11 protein-coding genes are annotated in these 16,063 nt (G+C 56.7%); 3 read left to right on the forward strand and 8 right to left on the reverse strand.

Translation table 11 applies throughout. The annotated features are described in order from the left end of the window. Both QOL82_RS12450 and gtdA read right to left on the reverse strand, forming a co-directional pair. Positions 1–1,266 carry an aromatic ring-hydroxylating dioxygenase subunit alpha gene (locus QOL82_RS12450; protein WP_283442595.1) on the reverse strand — a complete coding sequence of 422 codons (1,266 nt, stop codon included), beginning with the start codon at positions 1,264–1,266 and terminating at the stop codon, positions 1–3. Between the two features lie 135 nt (positions 1,267–1,401). After that, complete coding sequence (gene gtdA / locus QOL82_RS12455) at positions 1,402–2,448, reverse strand: gentisate 1,2-dioxygenase (protein WP_283442596.1); 1,047 nt, start codon at positions 2,446–2,448, stop codon at positions 1,402–1,404. Positions 2,449–2,725: 277 nt separating this feature from the next. On the opposite strand from gtdA, the gene QOL82_RS12460 reads away from it, so the two are divergent. Beyond that, complete coding sequence (locus QOL82_RS12460) at positions 2,726–3,679, forward strand: LysR family transcriptional regulator (protein WP_283442677.1); 954 nt, start codon at positions 2,726–2,728, stop codon at positions 3,677–3,679. Between the two features lie 201 nt (positions 3,680–3,880). Here the strand turns inward: QOL82_RS12460 and QOL82_RS12465 are convergent, their stop codons facing one another. Continuing rightward, positions 3,881–4,666, reverse strand: a complete 786-nt coding sequence (locus QOL82_RS12465; RefSeq protein ID WP_283442597.1) for a dioxygenase family protein — start codon at positions 4,664–4,666, stop codon at positions 3,881–3,883. Positions 4,667–4,827: 161 nt separating this feature from the next. On the opposite strand from QOL82_RS12465, the gene QOL82_RS12470 reads away from it, so the two are divergent. Together QOL82_RS12470 and QOL82_RS12475 are read left to right on the forward strand one after the other, a co-directional pair. Beyond that, on the forward strand, positions 4,828–5,742 hold the full coding sequence (locus QOL82_RS12470; protein ID WP_283442598.1) for a LysR family transcriptional regulator: 915 nt from the start codon (positions 4,828–4,830) through the stop codon (positions 5,740–5,742). Positions 5,743–6,103: 361 nt separating this feature from the next. Then, on the forward strand, positions 6,104–7,912 hold the full coding sequence (locus QOL82_RS12475; RefSeq protein ID WP_283442599.1) for a tannase/feruloyl esterase family alpha/beta hydrolase: 1,809 nt from the start codon (positions 6,104–6,106) through the stop codon (positions 7,910–7,912). A gap of 487 nt (positions 7,913–8,399) precedes the next feature. On the opposite strand, the gene QOL82_RS12480 is transcribed toward QOL82_RS12475, so the two are convergent. The 5 genes from QOL82_RS12480 to QOL82_RS12500 form a co-directional block, all read right to left on the reverse strand. Beyond that, positions 8,400–9,608, reverse strand: a complete 1,209-nt coding sequence (locus QOL82_RS12480; RefSeq protein ID WP_283442600.1) for an ABC transporter substrate-binding protein — start codon at positions 9,606–9,608, stop codon at positions 8,400–8,402. 567 nt (positions 9,609–10,175) lie between these two features. Beyond that, positions 10,176–12,617, reverse strand: coding sequence for an AAA family ATPase (locus tag QOL82_RS12485; protein WP_283442601.1), 2,442 nt, complete (start codon positions 12,615–12,617; stop codon positions 10,176–10,178). Beyond that, a complete protein-coding gene (locus QOL82_RS12490) occupies positions 12,614–13,201 on the reverse strand; it encodes a hypothetical protein (protein WP_283442602.1) in 588 nt (195 codons plus the stop codon). The genes QOL82_RS12485 and QOL82_RS12490 overlap by 4 nt, the downstream gene beginning before the upstream one ends. Further along, positions 13,198–14,886 (reverse strand): SIR2 family protein, encoded by a 1,689-nt coding sequence (locus QOL82_RS12495; RefSeq protein WP_283442603.1) that lies wholly within the window; start codon positions 14,884–14,886, stop codon positions 13,198–13,200. Before QOL82_RS12495 ends, QOL82_RS12490 begins: the two co-directional genes overlap by 4 nt. A gap of 352 nt (positions 14,887–15,238) precedes the next feature. Beyond that, on the reverse strand, positions 15,239–15,871 hold the full coding sequence (locus tag QOL82_RS12500; RefSeq protein ID WP_283442604.1) for an Abi-alpha family protein: 633 nt from the start codon (positions 15,869–15,871) through the stop codon (positions 15,239–15,241). Between the last annotated feature and the right edge of the window lie 192 nt (positions 15,872–16,063).

Raw genomic sequence — 16,063 nt, forward strand, 5'->3', positions numbered from 1 at the left:
TCAGTCCTCCATTTCGCGGCGCCAGTATTCGTACATGCCGCGGATCAGCGTCTCGGTCACCATGTGGTCGGTGTCGCCCACCTCGCGCCCGCCCAGTTCCGCGAGCGTGCGGTGGTAAGGCTTCTGCTCGAAACCCTTCTGCGACAGCTCGATCACCTCGCCGTCATCGGCCGAGACGAAGCCCGCCGGCCCGAACAGGTTTGCCTGGCGCAGCCGGCGCTGCGTCATTTCCCCGGTGTCGTCCTCGAAGCCGAAATGCGTCCAGACGAAGTCGAACGAGCCGTTGCCGTTCGGCTGGATATGCCGGGTCGAGACGCTGTTGACCTGCTGCTGCAGGATCACGCTGGGGAACAGCGTCATCATCACCGCGGTCGGCCCGCCCCACCAGGGTTCGGGCATGATGTCGAGAAAGCGCGGGTCGTTGAGCTGCATGCTTTCCTTGAAGCTCGACACCTGCGTGACCTGCCCGGCCTTGCCGCTGGCGCCGCGCGTGGAAATCATCGCGGCATGGCGATGGTGCGCATCCATCTTCAGTTCGGACTTGTTGTCGGCGCGCCAGAGCCCAAAGGTCACGAACCAAGTGTGCAATAAGCCCGGGTGGTACGGATCCTTGATGTTTTCCTGCATCAGCTTCCAGTTGCCGGGAATGCGCTGGCGGTTATAGCCGAGTATCGTCAGCTTGCGGCCGTTGAACAGGCGGTCGAAATAGCCGAGGATGGTCGGTCCCATGAAGTCCTCGAGCGACTCGATGTCCGGGTCGAACGAGGCGAACACCACGCCGCCCCGCGCTGCGACCCTCAGCCTGGTCAGCCCGTGCTCCGCGGTCTTGAAATCGGCCGGCATGCCGCCGTTGACCTTGCCGTCCTGCCTGACGCCGCGCCGGAACGGAACGCCCTGCAGGTCGCCCTGGAGCGAGTAATTCCACTGGTGGTAAGGGCAGGTAAAGCCGCTGTCCTTGCGGTTGCCGTGGCGTTCGCGGCAGAACTGCATGCCGCGGTGGGCGCACACGTTCTCGACCACGTTGATGCCGCCGTCGGCGTCGCGCACCATGATGACCGAGCGCTCGCCGACCACCGTGCGCTTGAAGTCGCCCGGATTCGGGATCTCGGCTTCCAGGCCCACGTAGCACCAGTGCTTGCGGTAGAAGAAGCGTTCGAGCTCCTTGCGATGCTGGTCGGCCCCGGTGTAGGCCATGAACGGGATGCGGCTGGTGCCGTCGGACTCCCAATGTATCTTATGCGGAAATACGGTGGATGCGTTGTCCATGTTTTGTCTCCTCGCAAATGCGGGTTCAGGATGCCACTGTAACGGTGATTTCTCCTAGGCCGGCGATTGCGCCCTTGCGCACATCGCCGCGCTCGACCGCGTTCACGCCGTCGGGCATGTCCTGGAGGCACCCGGCTAGATTCTATCTTCGCGCCACAGGCCCAGCGCCTGCTGGATAGGCCGATCCGAGTAGCTGAACAGCGTCGTGTCCTGCCTTGCACGCAGCCGCATCGTTTTCCACGACGGCACGACGAACACATCGTTTTCGGTGAAGTCATACTGCGCTTCGCCGATCTCCACGACGCCCTCGCCTTCGAGGCACACGTACACCGTTCCGTCCGTGCTGCGATAGGGACGCGTAACGAAGCCGGCTTCAAGCCGCTGGGCGAACGCGCCGATGGTCGGCATCGGCGACGCGCCGGTCGCCGGATTCACGAAGCGCAATTTGTGTCCGAAGTGGGCGTCGGCCGCGCCCCGCGCGATCCCGAGCAGGGACTCGCGGGTCTTGGCGTAGGGATAGACGAACACCTTGGTCGGCTCCCAGGATGCCTGGTGATAGTCGACCGGCAGCATGTTGTTGCCGTAGCGCGCGAGCGCATCGCCTTCCGGACGGACCGCGGCTTGGGACGCGCGTTCGCCATGTTCGGCAAAGCCGGCGTCCAGGAAGCGCACCGTCGGGATATCCAGCCCGTCGAGCCAGATCACCGGCTCGTCGCCCAGGTTGCCGTGATCATGCCAGGTCCAGGAAGGCGTGATGATGAAGTCGCCGCGCCGCATCGTGGTCCGTTCGCCGTCGACGGCGGTGTAGGCGCCCTCGCCGTCCAGCACCATGCGCAGCGCCGACTGGGTGTGCCGGTGCGCCGGCGCGACCTCGCCGGGCAGGATCAGCTGCAGCCCTGCGTACAGCGACTGCGTGATCGAGGACTGGCCGCGCAATGCCGGGTTTTCAAGTATCAGCACGCGGCGCTCCGCCTCGGCAGCCGAGATCAATCGTCCGGCCTCCAGCACCTGTTCGCGGATTTCCGCATACCGCCACAGCGCGGGAGCCGCCGGGCTGGTCGGCGTCCGTGGAACGAGCGCGCCCAGCACTTCCCACAGTGGCGTCAGGTTGTGATGGCTGATCGCTTCGTAGTATTGCCGGCGCTGTTCGCTAACGTCCTTCGGGATGGCTTGCGCCTGCATGGGTCTCACTCCTTTGCCTCTTTTAATTGGATGCCGCTTGTCCGGCTGCCGCGGTATCAGGCTGCTCTACCGGCGCCGCAGGCTTTCATTATCTATGCCGTGAAGCTTCGTTCATCGCGGACAAGATGCGTGCCGGGCTTGCCCGGCGAACCTCCTTGCGGGGAACGCTTATCCGGCGCATCGATTTCCGATGTGGATAAGGATAAAAACTAATCTAATATAAGGAAATAGCATCTCGTGAATGTATCCCATCACTCCCAGGAATATTGCTGCCGTCATGGAACTGAACGATGTCGACTTGAACCTGCTGCTGATCTTCCATCACCTGCTGCTGGAGCGGCGCGTCTCTGTCGTTGCGGACAAGCTGGGAATGACGCAGCCGGGCGTGAGCAATGCCCTCAGGCGCTTGCGGCTGCTGCTGGGAGACGAGCTGTTCCTGCGCACGTCGCGCGGCATGGAGCCGACGCCGTACGCAAGCCGGTTGGCGGAACCGATCGGCAATGCGCTGAGGACGATACACAGCTCGCTGAACGATGTCGCCAGGTTCGATCCGGCAAGCAGCACCCGGAAATTCACGCTGGGCATGAGCGACATCGGCGAAATACACCTGTTGCCGAAGCTGATGGAAGCGCTGGCGCTGCGCGCCTCCAGCGTATCGATCAGCACGGTGCGCAATACCACGGCCAATCTGCAGGATGAGATCGAAGCCGGGCGCGTCGATCTCGCGATCGGCCTGCTTCCCCAGCTCAAATCGGGCTACTTCCAGCGCCGCCTTTTCAAGCAGTGTTATGTATGCATGTTCCGCAAGGGGCACGAGCTGGACAAGCCGGGCCTGACCGCCGAAGAATTCGCGAAGGCCGACCATGTCACCGTGATTTCGGGCGGTACCGGGCATGCGATCGTGGAAGAGTCGATCGAACGCGCGGGAATCAGGCGCAATATCCGGCTGACGGTGCCGCACTTCGTCGCGGTAGGCCATATCCTCTCGACCAGCAACCTGATCGCGACTGTCCCCGAGCGTTATGCAATGGAGTGCGCCGTCCCCTTCGGACTCAAGTATGCGAAGCACCCGGTTGCCCTTCCCGAAGTCGATATCAATGTCTTCTGGCATGCCAAGTTCCACAAGGACCCGGCCAGCCAATGGCTGCGTGACGTCATTTTCGACACGTTTGCCGACGGCGCGAAAGCGTCCGAGCGTCATGTCGGCCGCGTCCGCGCATTGCAGAAATGAATAAGCACCTGGCGCGAAGAGACGGATTGTCGCGCCCGGTAATCGTCACGATGCCTCGCCAGTTTGCTGGCGCCTGTCCAATGCGGCAGCGGCAGGCACGATGCGCAGCGAAGCTGGCCGGACCGCCATGCACGGATGCGCCGGAATAACGGCCGGTGCGAATGAACGCCCGATGCACGCAAGCCATGCGGCATGGCTTCCCTACCCGAACGCATAGATGTCCATGGCCAGCACGCCGTACTCATAGCTGCCGTGCACCCGCTCGATGCCGGTGCCATCGCCGCCGGCGCCCATTGCGACGAACAGGGGCAAGAGATGCTCTTCCGTCGGGTGGTTGCGCACGGCGAACGGCGCCGCTTCCCTGTAGTCGAGCAATGCCTGTTCGTCATTACCGTGCAGCCGCTCCTTCATCCACAGGCCGAAGTCGCTGACCCAGGCGGGAACCGGGGCGTCGATGCCCTGCCCGCGGAACTCAGAAAGATTGTGCGTCAGCGACCCGGAGCCGATCACCAGAACGCCTTCATCCCGAAGGCTGCTCAATGCGCGGCCGATACGCCAGTGTTCCGCAGGCGTCGCGCCACGGACCACCGAGATCTGGGCGGTTGGAATGTCGGCGTCCGGATACATCAGGCGCAATGGCACCCATGCGCCATGATCCAGCCCGCGGCTGTCGCTTTTCGCGACCGCGATGCCTTCTTGCTCCAGCAGGGCCGCGGCGCGGGCGGCAAGGTCCGGTGCGCCGGGCGCCGGATACGTGATGTCGAACAGGGCGCGCGGGAAGCCGCCGAAGTCATGGATGGTCTCGGGCTCGGAAGCGAAGGACAATGCGGGCCTCCCCGCCGATTCCCAGTGCGCCGACGCCACCAGTATCGCCTTAGGCTTCGGCAGGCTCCTGCCCAGCTCCAGCAGGAATCGATGCGCGGGGCTTTCCTGGATCGCCAGCATCGGCGATCCGTGGGAAATGAATAAGGCGGGTAAGCGTGTCATGGCCGTTCTCCTGATGTAAGCGTGTTGGCTGATCCGGCGCTCTCCGCTGGCATCCTGCCTGCGATAGAAACCCGGCCGATTGCCGATAGAAACACTTTACTTGTTGAGCGCGATGGGATAAACAGTCTTCACCAAGACTATTTGTTTCACTTTTCGACACAATGGACAAGTTCCAGGAAATGCAGGCGTTCGTCGCGGTCGTCGACCAGGGCAGCTTCGTCCGCGCGGCGGAGGCGCTCGGCACCTCCAAGGCGGCGATCTCACGCCAGGTGGCCGACCTGGAGCACCGGCTGGGAATCAGGCTGCTCAACAGGACGACGCGCAGGCTTTCCATGACCGACGAGGGCCAGCTATTCCACCTGCGCTGCACCGACCTGCTCAATGGCCTGGAAGAAGCCGAGTCCGAACTCAGCCTGCGGCGGGGAACGCCCTCGGGGCGCCTGCGCATCAGTGCGCCGGTCACCTTCGGGATATCGTACCTCGCGCCGCTATGGGGGAAGTTCCTGCAGCAGCACCCGAAGATTTCCATGGAAGTGACGCTGTCGGACCACACCGTTGACCTAGTGGAAGACGGATTCGACCTGGCCGTTCGCATTTCACGCGCCCCGCACCCGACCTATATCGCTCGCAGGCTGGCGTCGACCACGATGGTGCTCTGCGCTTCCCCTGCCTACCTCGAACGGCATGGCACGCCGGAACACCCGCAGGACATCGCCGACCATAACGTTATTTCCTACACCTACTGGTCGTCGAAAGACGAATGGGAATTCACGCTGCCGACCGGAAAGATCGAGACCGTCATGACCCGGCCGCGGCTGCATGCCAATAGCGGCGACACCTGCGTCGCCGCCGCGCTGCAGGCCCAGGGCATCGTCCTGCAACCCGACTTCCTGGTGCATCAGCCGCTGAGGGACGGCCTGCTGGTACAGCTGCTGCCGCAGTACCAGACCGCCGAACTCGGCATCTATGCGGTCTACACCTCCCGCGAGCACCTGCCCCTGAAGCTGCGGTCCCTGATCGACTTCCTCGTCGACTCGTTCCGGCAGCCGGCTTGGACGGTGAATCAGGCTTCCTGAGCCTGTCAAGCGCAAGGGCTGGATGCCGCTAGTCCCTGGCGCGCTGCGAGGCAACAAAAGCGTAAAGCGCAGGGGATTTAACGGTGATTTCTCTATTCGATCCTGAGAGCCGTTAAAAAATATAGTGCATTTTTTCTTTCATTAAATGTGCAATATATTTAGTCGTTGCCTTCTCATGGAATTAAGCGCTAGATTACATCGGCGGCAAAGATGCAGAATACTTTTGTTTAATGCCGCCATTAATGCACTATGTTTCATGTTGCGCTCGTCTGTGTTAACGCCACCTGGGGACGCCCGAAATCCAGCGCGAAAAATTAAACTTACGGAGACACTTGTGAATAAACCTGACAAGAACTCATCCATGCGACGCCTGATTTTCGGCGTCCTGGCCGGCGGCGCGTTAATCGGCCTGACCGGCTGCGGCAGTAATAACGATGACGATGCTTCCCAGCCCCCACAGCAGGCAGCGCAATCCGCACTGGTGTGCGACGACAGCATAAAGACGGCATTCAAGCCCGATACGGACACTGCCGTGCTGACCGTCAAGTCGTTCAGGAAGGGCGATGCTCTTCTGCTGTCCGGCGCCGCAACGGCGACGACGCCCGTCGCGACGAACGATGTCTGCTTCGTCAAGCTCAACGTCGGGCCAGGCAACGCCGGCCCCGCCGGCGCGCCGTCCACATCGGCGGGCATCGGCATCGAGGTATGGCTGCCGACGGCAGCCAACTGGAACAACCGCATTCGCGTCAAGGGCGGCGGCGGGTGGGCCGGCGGCACGCATGCCCTTGCGACCGCGGTGGCCAGCGCCGGAACGAACACCACGACCGCTGCGGGCGTGGCAATGACGGAAGGCGCGGTGTCGGCCAGCACCGATACCGGGCACGCTGTCGGAAGCGGCGCCTTTGCGATGAATCCCGACGGCACCATCAATACCGTCCTGTGGCGCGACTTCTCCGAGCGCGGCATCCACGAAATGGCCGTCAAGACCAAGGCGCTCACCAGGGCCTATTACGGCCGCGACGCGCGTTACGCCTACTGGGACGGCTTCTCCACCGGCGGCCGCCAGGGCCACAAGGAAGCGCAGGCAAACCCGGCGGACTTCGACGGCATCCTGGCCGGCGCGCCAGCCTTCAACTGGACAAAGTTCATCACCGGCGAACTCTACCCGCAGACGGTGTTCCAGCGCAACCTGGCAGGCGTCAACCTGACCACCGGCCAGCTCAACCTGATGTCCAACGGCGCGATCGACGCCTGCGGCAGTGTCGGCGGCGTAAAGCTGGGCTACATTCCCGACCCGGCCCAGTGCATCTACGATCCCCGCCGGGACGTCGCGGTGCTGTGCCCAGGACAGGCGGGCATCGGCGTCACCGGCGCGAGCACGTCGGCGGACTGCGTCAATCTCGCGCAGGCCGCGGCCATGAACAAGATCTGGTACGGCCAGACTGGCGATGGCAGCGCGCCCGACCCTGCATCCGACAATGGCCACGGCGTCAGCCCGGCGCCCAACCAGAAATGGTATGGCCTGACCCGGGGCACCAGCATGCTGGGCCTGGCCGGCGCAAGTCCGTTTCCGATCGCGACCGACATGGTTGCGCTCGAACTGCAAAACCCCAGGCTCGCAACCCCCGCATTCCTGAACGCGACCGGCAACGGCGCGGATGGATGGAAGGGCCTGGGCTATGCGGACCTGGCCAACGCGTCCGACCGTGGCGTGGCGCTGCAACCGCGGTTTGCCGACATCAACACGGACGACCCGGACCTCTCCGCCTTCCGCGCTCGCGGCGGCAAGATGATCATGTACCACGGCCTGGCCGATACGCTTATCCCGCCGCAGGGCTCGATCAACTACTACAACCGCGTGGCTGTGCAGATGGGCGGCATCCAGTCCATACAGGGCTTCTACCGCTTCTACCTGGTGCCCGGCATGGCCCACGGGTTTTCAAACGGCACCGCCAACCCCGCCGCCAATCCGCCATTGCCGACGCTGGACCAGCTCTATGCCGCGTTGACCGACTGGGTTGAAAAGGGAACGGCGCCAGCGGCGCTGACTGCCACAGCGCCAGCCACGGCCACTTTCGGCCAGAAGACGCGCCCGCTTTGCGTTTATCCGCAAAAGGCCGTCTATACCAGTGGCGACCCGAACCTGGCGTCGAGCTACACCTGTTCCTGAACGTCCATGGCTGTGTTAACGCCCTCGCCTTGCGGGGGCGTTTTATTGGAAGCGTGCGGATGAGCCGATCGCGACCCTGCTCTTTCATGTTCTCGCTGTCGGGCGGCAGGGAGGCACACAGCGGGACGGCATTGACCCGCGTTGCAGGCGTCGCAACGCAGAATGAAGGCCGCCTAAAAAACGGCCCTATAGAACGGGTTAACGGAGCGAGCCGCCGCAGATGCCGTGCCGAGCGGTGCAGTCCTCGCGGATGCCTGGAAGCAGCGAGCAGTCCGCCGACCGGGACGGTGCCCACCAGCCGAATGCTTCGCTTGCCCAGCGGAAGCGCCAGACGTGGGATGCCGGCTTCGTGGTGGCGGCCGACGCGCGCCACAGGCAACATCCGCCATGCAAACGTGGATACGCCTTAATCAAGCCGCACGGCTTGGCTCTGGTGCAGGCAGCCCAAGCCGCCTTGCACCGGATACGCCCCTGCCGGCGAGACCGCTTACTTCTTCACCAGCGGGCAGCCCGATTGCGCCAGCGGCCGGAAAGCCTCGCTGGCCGGGACCACGTCCGCCACCTTGTAGTAATCCCACGGCGCCTTCGACTCGCTCGGCTTTTTCACCTGGAGCAGCAGCATGTCATGCACCACGCGGCCGTCGGCGCGCAGGGTGCCCTTCGGGATGACGACGTCGCTGATCGGCATTTCCTGCATCTTCTTCATCACCGCGCCGGTCTCGTCGGTGCCCGCCGCCTTCACCGCCTTCAGGTAATGCGTGACTGCGGAATACATGCCTGCCTGCGCCATGGTCGGCATCTTCTTCTGGATCGCAAAGAAACGCTTGGACCAGGCGCGCGTCGCATCGTTGTAGTCCCAGTAGAAGCCCTCGGTCAGGTACATGTCCTGCGCATACTTGAGGCCGATCGCATGGACGTCGCTGATGAACATCAGCAGCGGCGCAACCAGCTGGCCCTTGCCGGCAATGCCGAATTCGCCGGCCTGCTTGACCGCATTGACGGTATCGCCGCCGGCATTCGCCAGGCCGATGACCTTCGCCTTGGACGCCTGCGCCTGCAGCAGGAAGGACGAGAAGTCGCTGCTGTTCAGCGGATGCTTGACGGAGCCGGCGACCTTGCCGCCCGCCGCGGTGACGACATCGGTCACGTCTTTCTCGAGCGACTTGCCGAACGCATAATCCGCGGTCAGGAAGTACCAGCTGTCGCCGCCGCGCTTGACCAGCGCCTTGCCCGTGCCCACCGAACTCGAATAAGTGTCGTACATCCAGTGCGCGCTCGTGGCCGTGCACTTTTCATTCGAGATCGCGCTGGATGCGGAACCCACGACGATCGCCAGCTTGTTCTTCTGCTGCGCAATGTCCATGACAGCGAGCGCAACGTTGGTCGGCACCAGGTCCATCAGCACGTCGACATTCTGCTGGTCGATCCATTCGCGCGCCCGGGCCGCTGCCACGTCCGCCTTGTTCTGGCTATCCGCGCTGACCATCTCGATCGGCTTGCCCAGCACGGTCTTGCCGAAGTCGTCGATCGCCATGCGCGCAGCCACGATCGACCCCTGCCCGGACAGGTCGGAATACAGGCCCGACATATCGGTGATCACGCCTATCTTGACGACGTCGTTGCTCACCTGCGCAACAGCGGAATTCAGTCCGGCAACCAGGATGGCTGCAGCCAGGGATAGTTGTTTCATCTTCATCGATCTCGTCTCCGTTATGTTCACGTGGTCCACGTGGGTTTGGATTTACGTTTACGTCAACGTAAAAGTTTGGAGAAGACTAGCACTGGTTTGCGTGCGGGATTGTCGGTTTCGTGACAATTGGATGAATTTTGGTGGGAATGGGGGCTGGGGAGGATTTTCGTATGGCTGGGGAAGCATCGGCGGTTGAGAGGTGAGGTTGACCGATCTGGAGTCGGTTTCAATCGGGTTCGGCTATTTGGCAGTGGATACTTGATTTAGGTAACAGCAGTGAAGCTCCGTATGGGAGGCGTAGCATGGTCAAAAAACTTAAAACCTATTGCAAAATTTCTAAAACGGACCAACTGACGAGCTACAGTCAAAAAAGTTTTGAGTCGAGAAAAGTGCAGACGAAGTTACGTCCGCGGTACGGCGAAAGTGGACCTTAGTAGCTGGTTGGCGAAAGCAAACAATCGACCCGTAGCAGAAAATTAACGGGTCACGGCCAATGACTGCTTCGCAGCGGAAGCGGACATAAGCGATCAATAGACGAATTAGGAATTGCAAATGATAGGAAAGCAAGCTGATCTAGGTTACAACCGCCTTATCCACTTCAAATTCAAAAAAACGCGGATCGGCTATTGTTTCACCTTGAAAATTTCGGCTGATTTCAACAGTCACGAGGCTATCGCCGGCAAATGCAGGACTTAGTTCCAATGTTAGATAGTCAAATAGTGCGCGCTCATGTACAGCCACGATAAGTTGTTTGCCGAGACCTTTCGAAAGGGTCCGAAGCAAGGCTGCAAATTGAGCCACGTGCAGGTCGTCCATTGACTGAACAGGGTCATCCAGCACCAACCAGGGGAGCTGTGACGGTACAGAAAGATTTAAGGCCAGAAATAAGGTTAGTGCTGCCGTATTCAGATTGCCTTGGCTCAGCATTGTCCCAGGAGCACCACCGGCTAATCCGGATTTATGCAAAGTCTCCAATACAGCCTCGACCTTGCCATCATCATGAGGCGGGAGCTGAAATTGAGGAATAAACTGCTCACTCGGCGCCAATCGCACGAATAGGTCGCGCCAAATTGTGTTGAGAGAGCCGCTGAAAACGTCACGGACAATGCCCGAACGCACCCCTGAAGCTGCTGCTGCCACAAGCTTCGCAGTATCACGAACCTCTCCAACTTCCCTCATGGTTTTCTTAATGACATCCGACTTACTTCTAACTTTCTGCTGCTGTTCCTTCCGGTTTGTATGCAGTTCGAGTTCACGTTCATACTGGTCGAGTTCCGAGGCTAGCGAAACGCGAAGAGTTAAGCGCGCCTCAATTTCCGAAATGCGATTTAGAATTATGACTTCTGCTTCCCTAAGCCCTTCTTGCAATGTGGGAAAATTCGTTGTCGGTAGTTTGGTAATCCTTTCAACAATCATCTGAATTTCTGGAAGCAATGTAGCGGAGGAGTGAATTGCCTTACGAATTTCGCTGACTTCCCGTCTCGCATTAGCTAACGCGGTCCCAATCTGTCGGCCTTTAATCGATTCGATCTGAAGTTCGGCTAGCCTTCCATTTATGGAGGTTACAGTAGAGAGGCGTTGCCTCCATACAAGAACGGAATCAGAGTCCAGAGTGCCGCGCTCAGCTACGACCAAATCGCGCTGCGCAATAGTTAGCCTTTCATTTTCAGCTGCACGTTCAGCAGCTAATGATTGCAGACGGCCAGCTTCACTGGTCAGATTAGCGATTGTTGCAGCAATATGGGTAGTTAGAGGCTGTGTGTGCACTTCACTATAATCCCGGCTACAGACGGGACACAGGTTAGCCTCCACATGAGGCGCAATACCAGCCAAAGCATTCGCAAGAGTTCTAGCATCTATTGCTCCGGCGGCTAAGAGTTCGTTTATCTCTCTTATTCGCGTGGAAGCACGTTGCACCACACCTTGAGCGGTAATAAGCTTTTCGTTCGAGTCGGTATGTTGTTCCAATACTCTATTACATCGACTTATTTCGCTTTTACACCAATGGAGCGCCTCATCCATCACAGTCGCTAGGTCACTATCCGAAGTGGAAAGCTCGGAGTTATAAGGCCTTAGATCTGTAACTGCCTGACCAATCTGAGAACCGGGCCCGTTAAACCAAGATTCGAATTCGGCGGAAAGTTGGGCTTCGGCTCTCTCTTTCTCTGCGATATCGGCATCAGCGCTTTCCTCTCCTAATTTGGTGAGTCGAGTTATCAAAGAAGCGACTTGGGATTTATTCTGAACTGCCTCTGAGAGTTTTTTTTCATCACTCTGGCCGTCGGCCAACTGCTTCCTTAGGGTAATAACGGACAAACCCATTTCAAGCTTCGATGGCTGACCAGTAAGGCTAGACAGCATGTCATTAAGGCGAGTAAGTCTTGTGTTTATAGCCCCAAAAGCACTATCTATATTTTCTTGAAGGCGACTTGCCTGGCTCTCGTAATTCTCTAGAAGAGCCTCAAGTTGTTTGTATGCAGGTGCTATTTTTCTGACCCGCGTGATATTGAAAGCGTGGCTAAGGCCCTCCGCCAATGCGTCCAATGGATCTAGACGCAGTAATTCCTTTACAAACTGCGTAAGCCTGGAATTGGTGTTACTGCTTTGTTCATCATAGATCTCAAGCAAGCGTCCCAGCACTCCTTGTGGGAGAAAACAGCGCTCGGAGAAGAAGGACGCATAGGAACTAGAGAGTACGGGGTTTGATTCAAAGACTTCAGGAGAAAAAGTCAGGCTCCCTTTGCCATTGCCCTGGTATTGCGGCAAGTGCTCGGCCACTAACTCGATAGAGCCTGAATGAGCCGCAAAATTTGTAAGGAAGTCTCTATAACTCGACTTATTTTCAAGATGAGCAATCCTGCCAGTAAGACCGAGTTCCAATGCTGAAAGAATGCTCGTCTTACCCATACCATTGGCTCCGTGCACCAAGATTACTTGGGCATCGAGCGGTACAACTATCTGGCCGTGTATGCTACGGAAGTTTTTGATCGTTAGCGACTTAAGTTTGGGACTCACTGGTCTGTCTCCCCGTCTTCCAACGTTCGGTCTGCGCGCGACGCTATATCTTCCGCAAGAGCTTGTTCGACAGCATCCTTTCCGTTTTGGGCTTGTAGAATGAATTGTGTGATTAACGCTTGAGGCATAACCTGACTTAGGTTTTCCTCAAGCGCTGAACGCCAGTTAGCAAGATGTTCCACAGGTGGTGGGCTCTTTATCGGAAGCAATACGGCAAGCCAGTCCCGCACATGCTGGGTCGCATTTGCTCCAGAAGGAGCTCCAATTGGAAGGACTCGGCATACCCTATTTATAGCGTTCATCAGTTCCTTGTCCGCTTGGCCTGAGGTCAGCACAACCGTAACAGATCGTCGAGATCCAAAGACATCGAGGGCGCGTGTAAACGCAAGAATAGACCTCGCTACAGAAGTGTTGTCAGTGGCACCAGTCAACTCAACGACGAGAACAAGATCATTTCCTTTGTCTGTGGCAGATAGAATATGGGTAAAGTCGAATTCTTGAGACCCTATTTTTATCGGCTTTTGAAGTGATTTGTAATGTCCTTCTGTAGTTAGTATCTCGAATACGCGATCAGTTGTAGTCATAGACCAACCTCTGCTACAAAACGTTGACGAAAATCAGCCAGCGAGGTGCTGCTTCCAAGCAAATCCTCGACACCAATATATCTAGGTGTTAACCGCCCATTTCGAAGATTTGCAGATGGGCTTCGTTGCTGCCGCTGGCTAACGGTGCGCGAGCAGACGACCACAACATCTTGGTCATCTGGATCGAATGCACCAGACTTAATTAGTCCGTTAATCTTATCGTCACTAGATGCAAAGAATATGCGTGCATCGACCCCTTGTACACAAATACGCAGTGCCCCTGAAGTTATTTCGGTCGGATCATCGACAGTAACCTCCCAACCGGAATCGTGCATTTCAAGCCCAATTACACCAAGGGTAGTAGCAACCTCTATCTGCCCTGTATATGGCAAGGTGGTATCTGCCGCCATTTGATGTGTGGGCTTAGAGTGCACCGGAGCGTAAGGCCGTTGCCCGACTTCACTCCTCCCGCCTAAAAATTGCTCTGTAAAGCGTCCCATTAAACGTGAAATTGTAATAGCGAGCCCGTATCTATCCGCATTGCCATGCTTAGCTGCCTTGTCCCGGAGCTTTTTAACGCCTTCAATGAGCATTTGTCTCCCTGCAACGTCGATACTTGGCGCATTAACCCTGTCCACAAGTGTTTCGATCTTCCGGGAAATATTTTGCAACAGCAAAGCCAAAAGTAACTGTTTGGAAAATGCCGGCAACTTTGCATCGGCGCAAATCTGGTCACGATTTGCCTCATATTCAGGATGATATGCGCCCTCGAGAATAGATTTTTGTCCCGCGGTTAAACTTTGCGCCGAAAAAATAATTGGTACGGGTTTATTGTTCCACTTCCATCCTTTTGAACCAAACATCAACTGGATATTAGAATCTTGCGCGGACAGACCTATCATCAAAGTTCTTGTTCGAGAGACAAGGGCGTTTAATTGAATGCGTATCTCATTGAAATTTTGGTTGCTAGACCACTGGTTAATAGTGGCTTCACGTGCGACAAGTAGATCCCGGTATTGGTTTTCAGCTGCAATCGCGCGATTGGCGCAACCATGAAATTTGTAAAGCGTAGCAGTTGCAACTGGTCCCTTTAAATCGTCACCCCTAACTGCCACTCGATAAAAATCTGCGGGCTGTCCTAACTCAACCATCGCTGCTTCTAGAAGCGCATCCCAGTTGGCAGTGGCTAATTCCGAGACAACTCCTTCTAACACCAGCATTCCAACAGCCAGATGTTCAGCATCAGGCACCTGGGATGAGAATGTGTTTTTAAAATCTAATACGTCCCACAATAAGTAATCGAGTTTTTGGCCCTGCACTTCTATGCCCAAAACTTTTGAATACTTGTTCCATAGACGATCTATTACAGTCGTTAGGCAGGGCCAGTTAGATGCAGCGATATTAAAGTCGACTCCCACTCGATCAGCTCGAGTAAGATCGGCAAGATCTAGGATTTCGGAGAGCGCCTGGTAGTGCGGGCAATCTACGGCGTTGCTTATCCTTTGTCGTAGGGATTCTAGGAGCTTCGCCAAAACTCCATCGAGGCCGACGACTCGTTCTCGAGATATTGCTGAGCCCAGCCACAAGGCATACATGCCAGTTTCAAATCCAGTAGCAAATTCTTTGAACTCGTTTTCGAGCAATCTAATAGTTTCCTCTATGGAAATATTCGCAGCGTTTGCCAACCGTTTTCTCCTCTATTTCTGATCCAGCGATTTTATTTTTTCAAACTATCATTATATAACGTATCGCATTAACTCGAAATTTGTTCAAGGCTGGACCATTAAAGTGTTGCCGTATTTTGGCTCCATTTCTAAGTTGATGGCTGCTTTACCAATTTTTTTCTACCGATCATTAGAAAAAGTCCGCTTCCAGTATGTATGACGCTTCGGGAAACTGCCGTTGACGCTGGCTGGGCCAACGGCATAAGCCCAATCCATCTGAACGTTGCCAGAACAAAAAAGCGGATTTTGATATGCATTTAAAAGTAACTTAACGGACCGGCAATTAGGTCGGTTGATGGTAAAGCGGCGTCCATTAAGATGGATCACTAACCACTCTCATAAGCTCTCTACCGACGGTAGTGAGGATCCATACTCGGTCTAACTCGGTTATTAATCCGAGTTTTGCTAAATGAACATGGTTGAATGTTTTTCGTTCGTTGAGCAGTCCTAGTGTCGTACGCGACGCTAATGCTTTAAGAATCTTAATGGTGAGCGGAGTCGCTTCATCTTGTTGAGCTATCTTTAGGAGCAAAACCGCATCGCGTGATGTCAATCTTGAAAGTAATTTTGCTATTTCTGGATGAACGCTGCCGTCAATAAATTCATTTGCTAATAAGTTCGCCCACAAACCTCTAATCGTGGTGTCAGTTTGATTGTCGGTATTTTCGAGTGCTTCATAGACAACTCCAGGCTTAACGATAACATCAGGTTTCAGTCCGGTTATCGATTCTTGGATTTTTTTGTGTGCTTCTTCAAAGCATTTCGCGGCGATAATCTTCTGTTCGTCTTCTAGTTTCGAGAATCGCAGTTCTATTAAACGGCCGATGCCTTCCGTAGTGGCAGTTAATGGATAGATCAGTTTCTCGAATGTGGCACATGCTGTTTTTGCAAGTTGAGCCCAAGCTTCCTTCGGAATCGACTTAACGATGTTTGCTGGATTGTCCATTTTCGTTTCGCCCAAAAATCTAATGTTTGCTAAGATCGGCAGGACAGACTTCACCCGGCTTGGCGAGCGATGCCGTTCAATTAAGGGACTAGGCCTGCCGGATGGCACAGATAAACAATCGTAAAATACGTAATCTTTTCTAACTCTGCGCCGTCGCAACCGCCTAATTTACTGGAGAGATCAAAGCGTCTC

Origin of the sequence: Noviherbaspirillum suwonense, assembly GCF_900182955.1 — a bacterium.
Classification (GTDB): domain Bacteria; phylum Pseudomonadota; class Gammaproteobacteria; order Burkholderiales; family Burkholderiaceae_D; genus Noviherbaspirillum_A; species Noviherbaspirillum_A suwonense.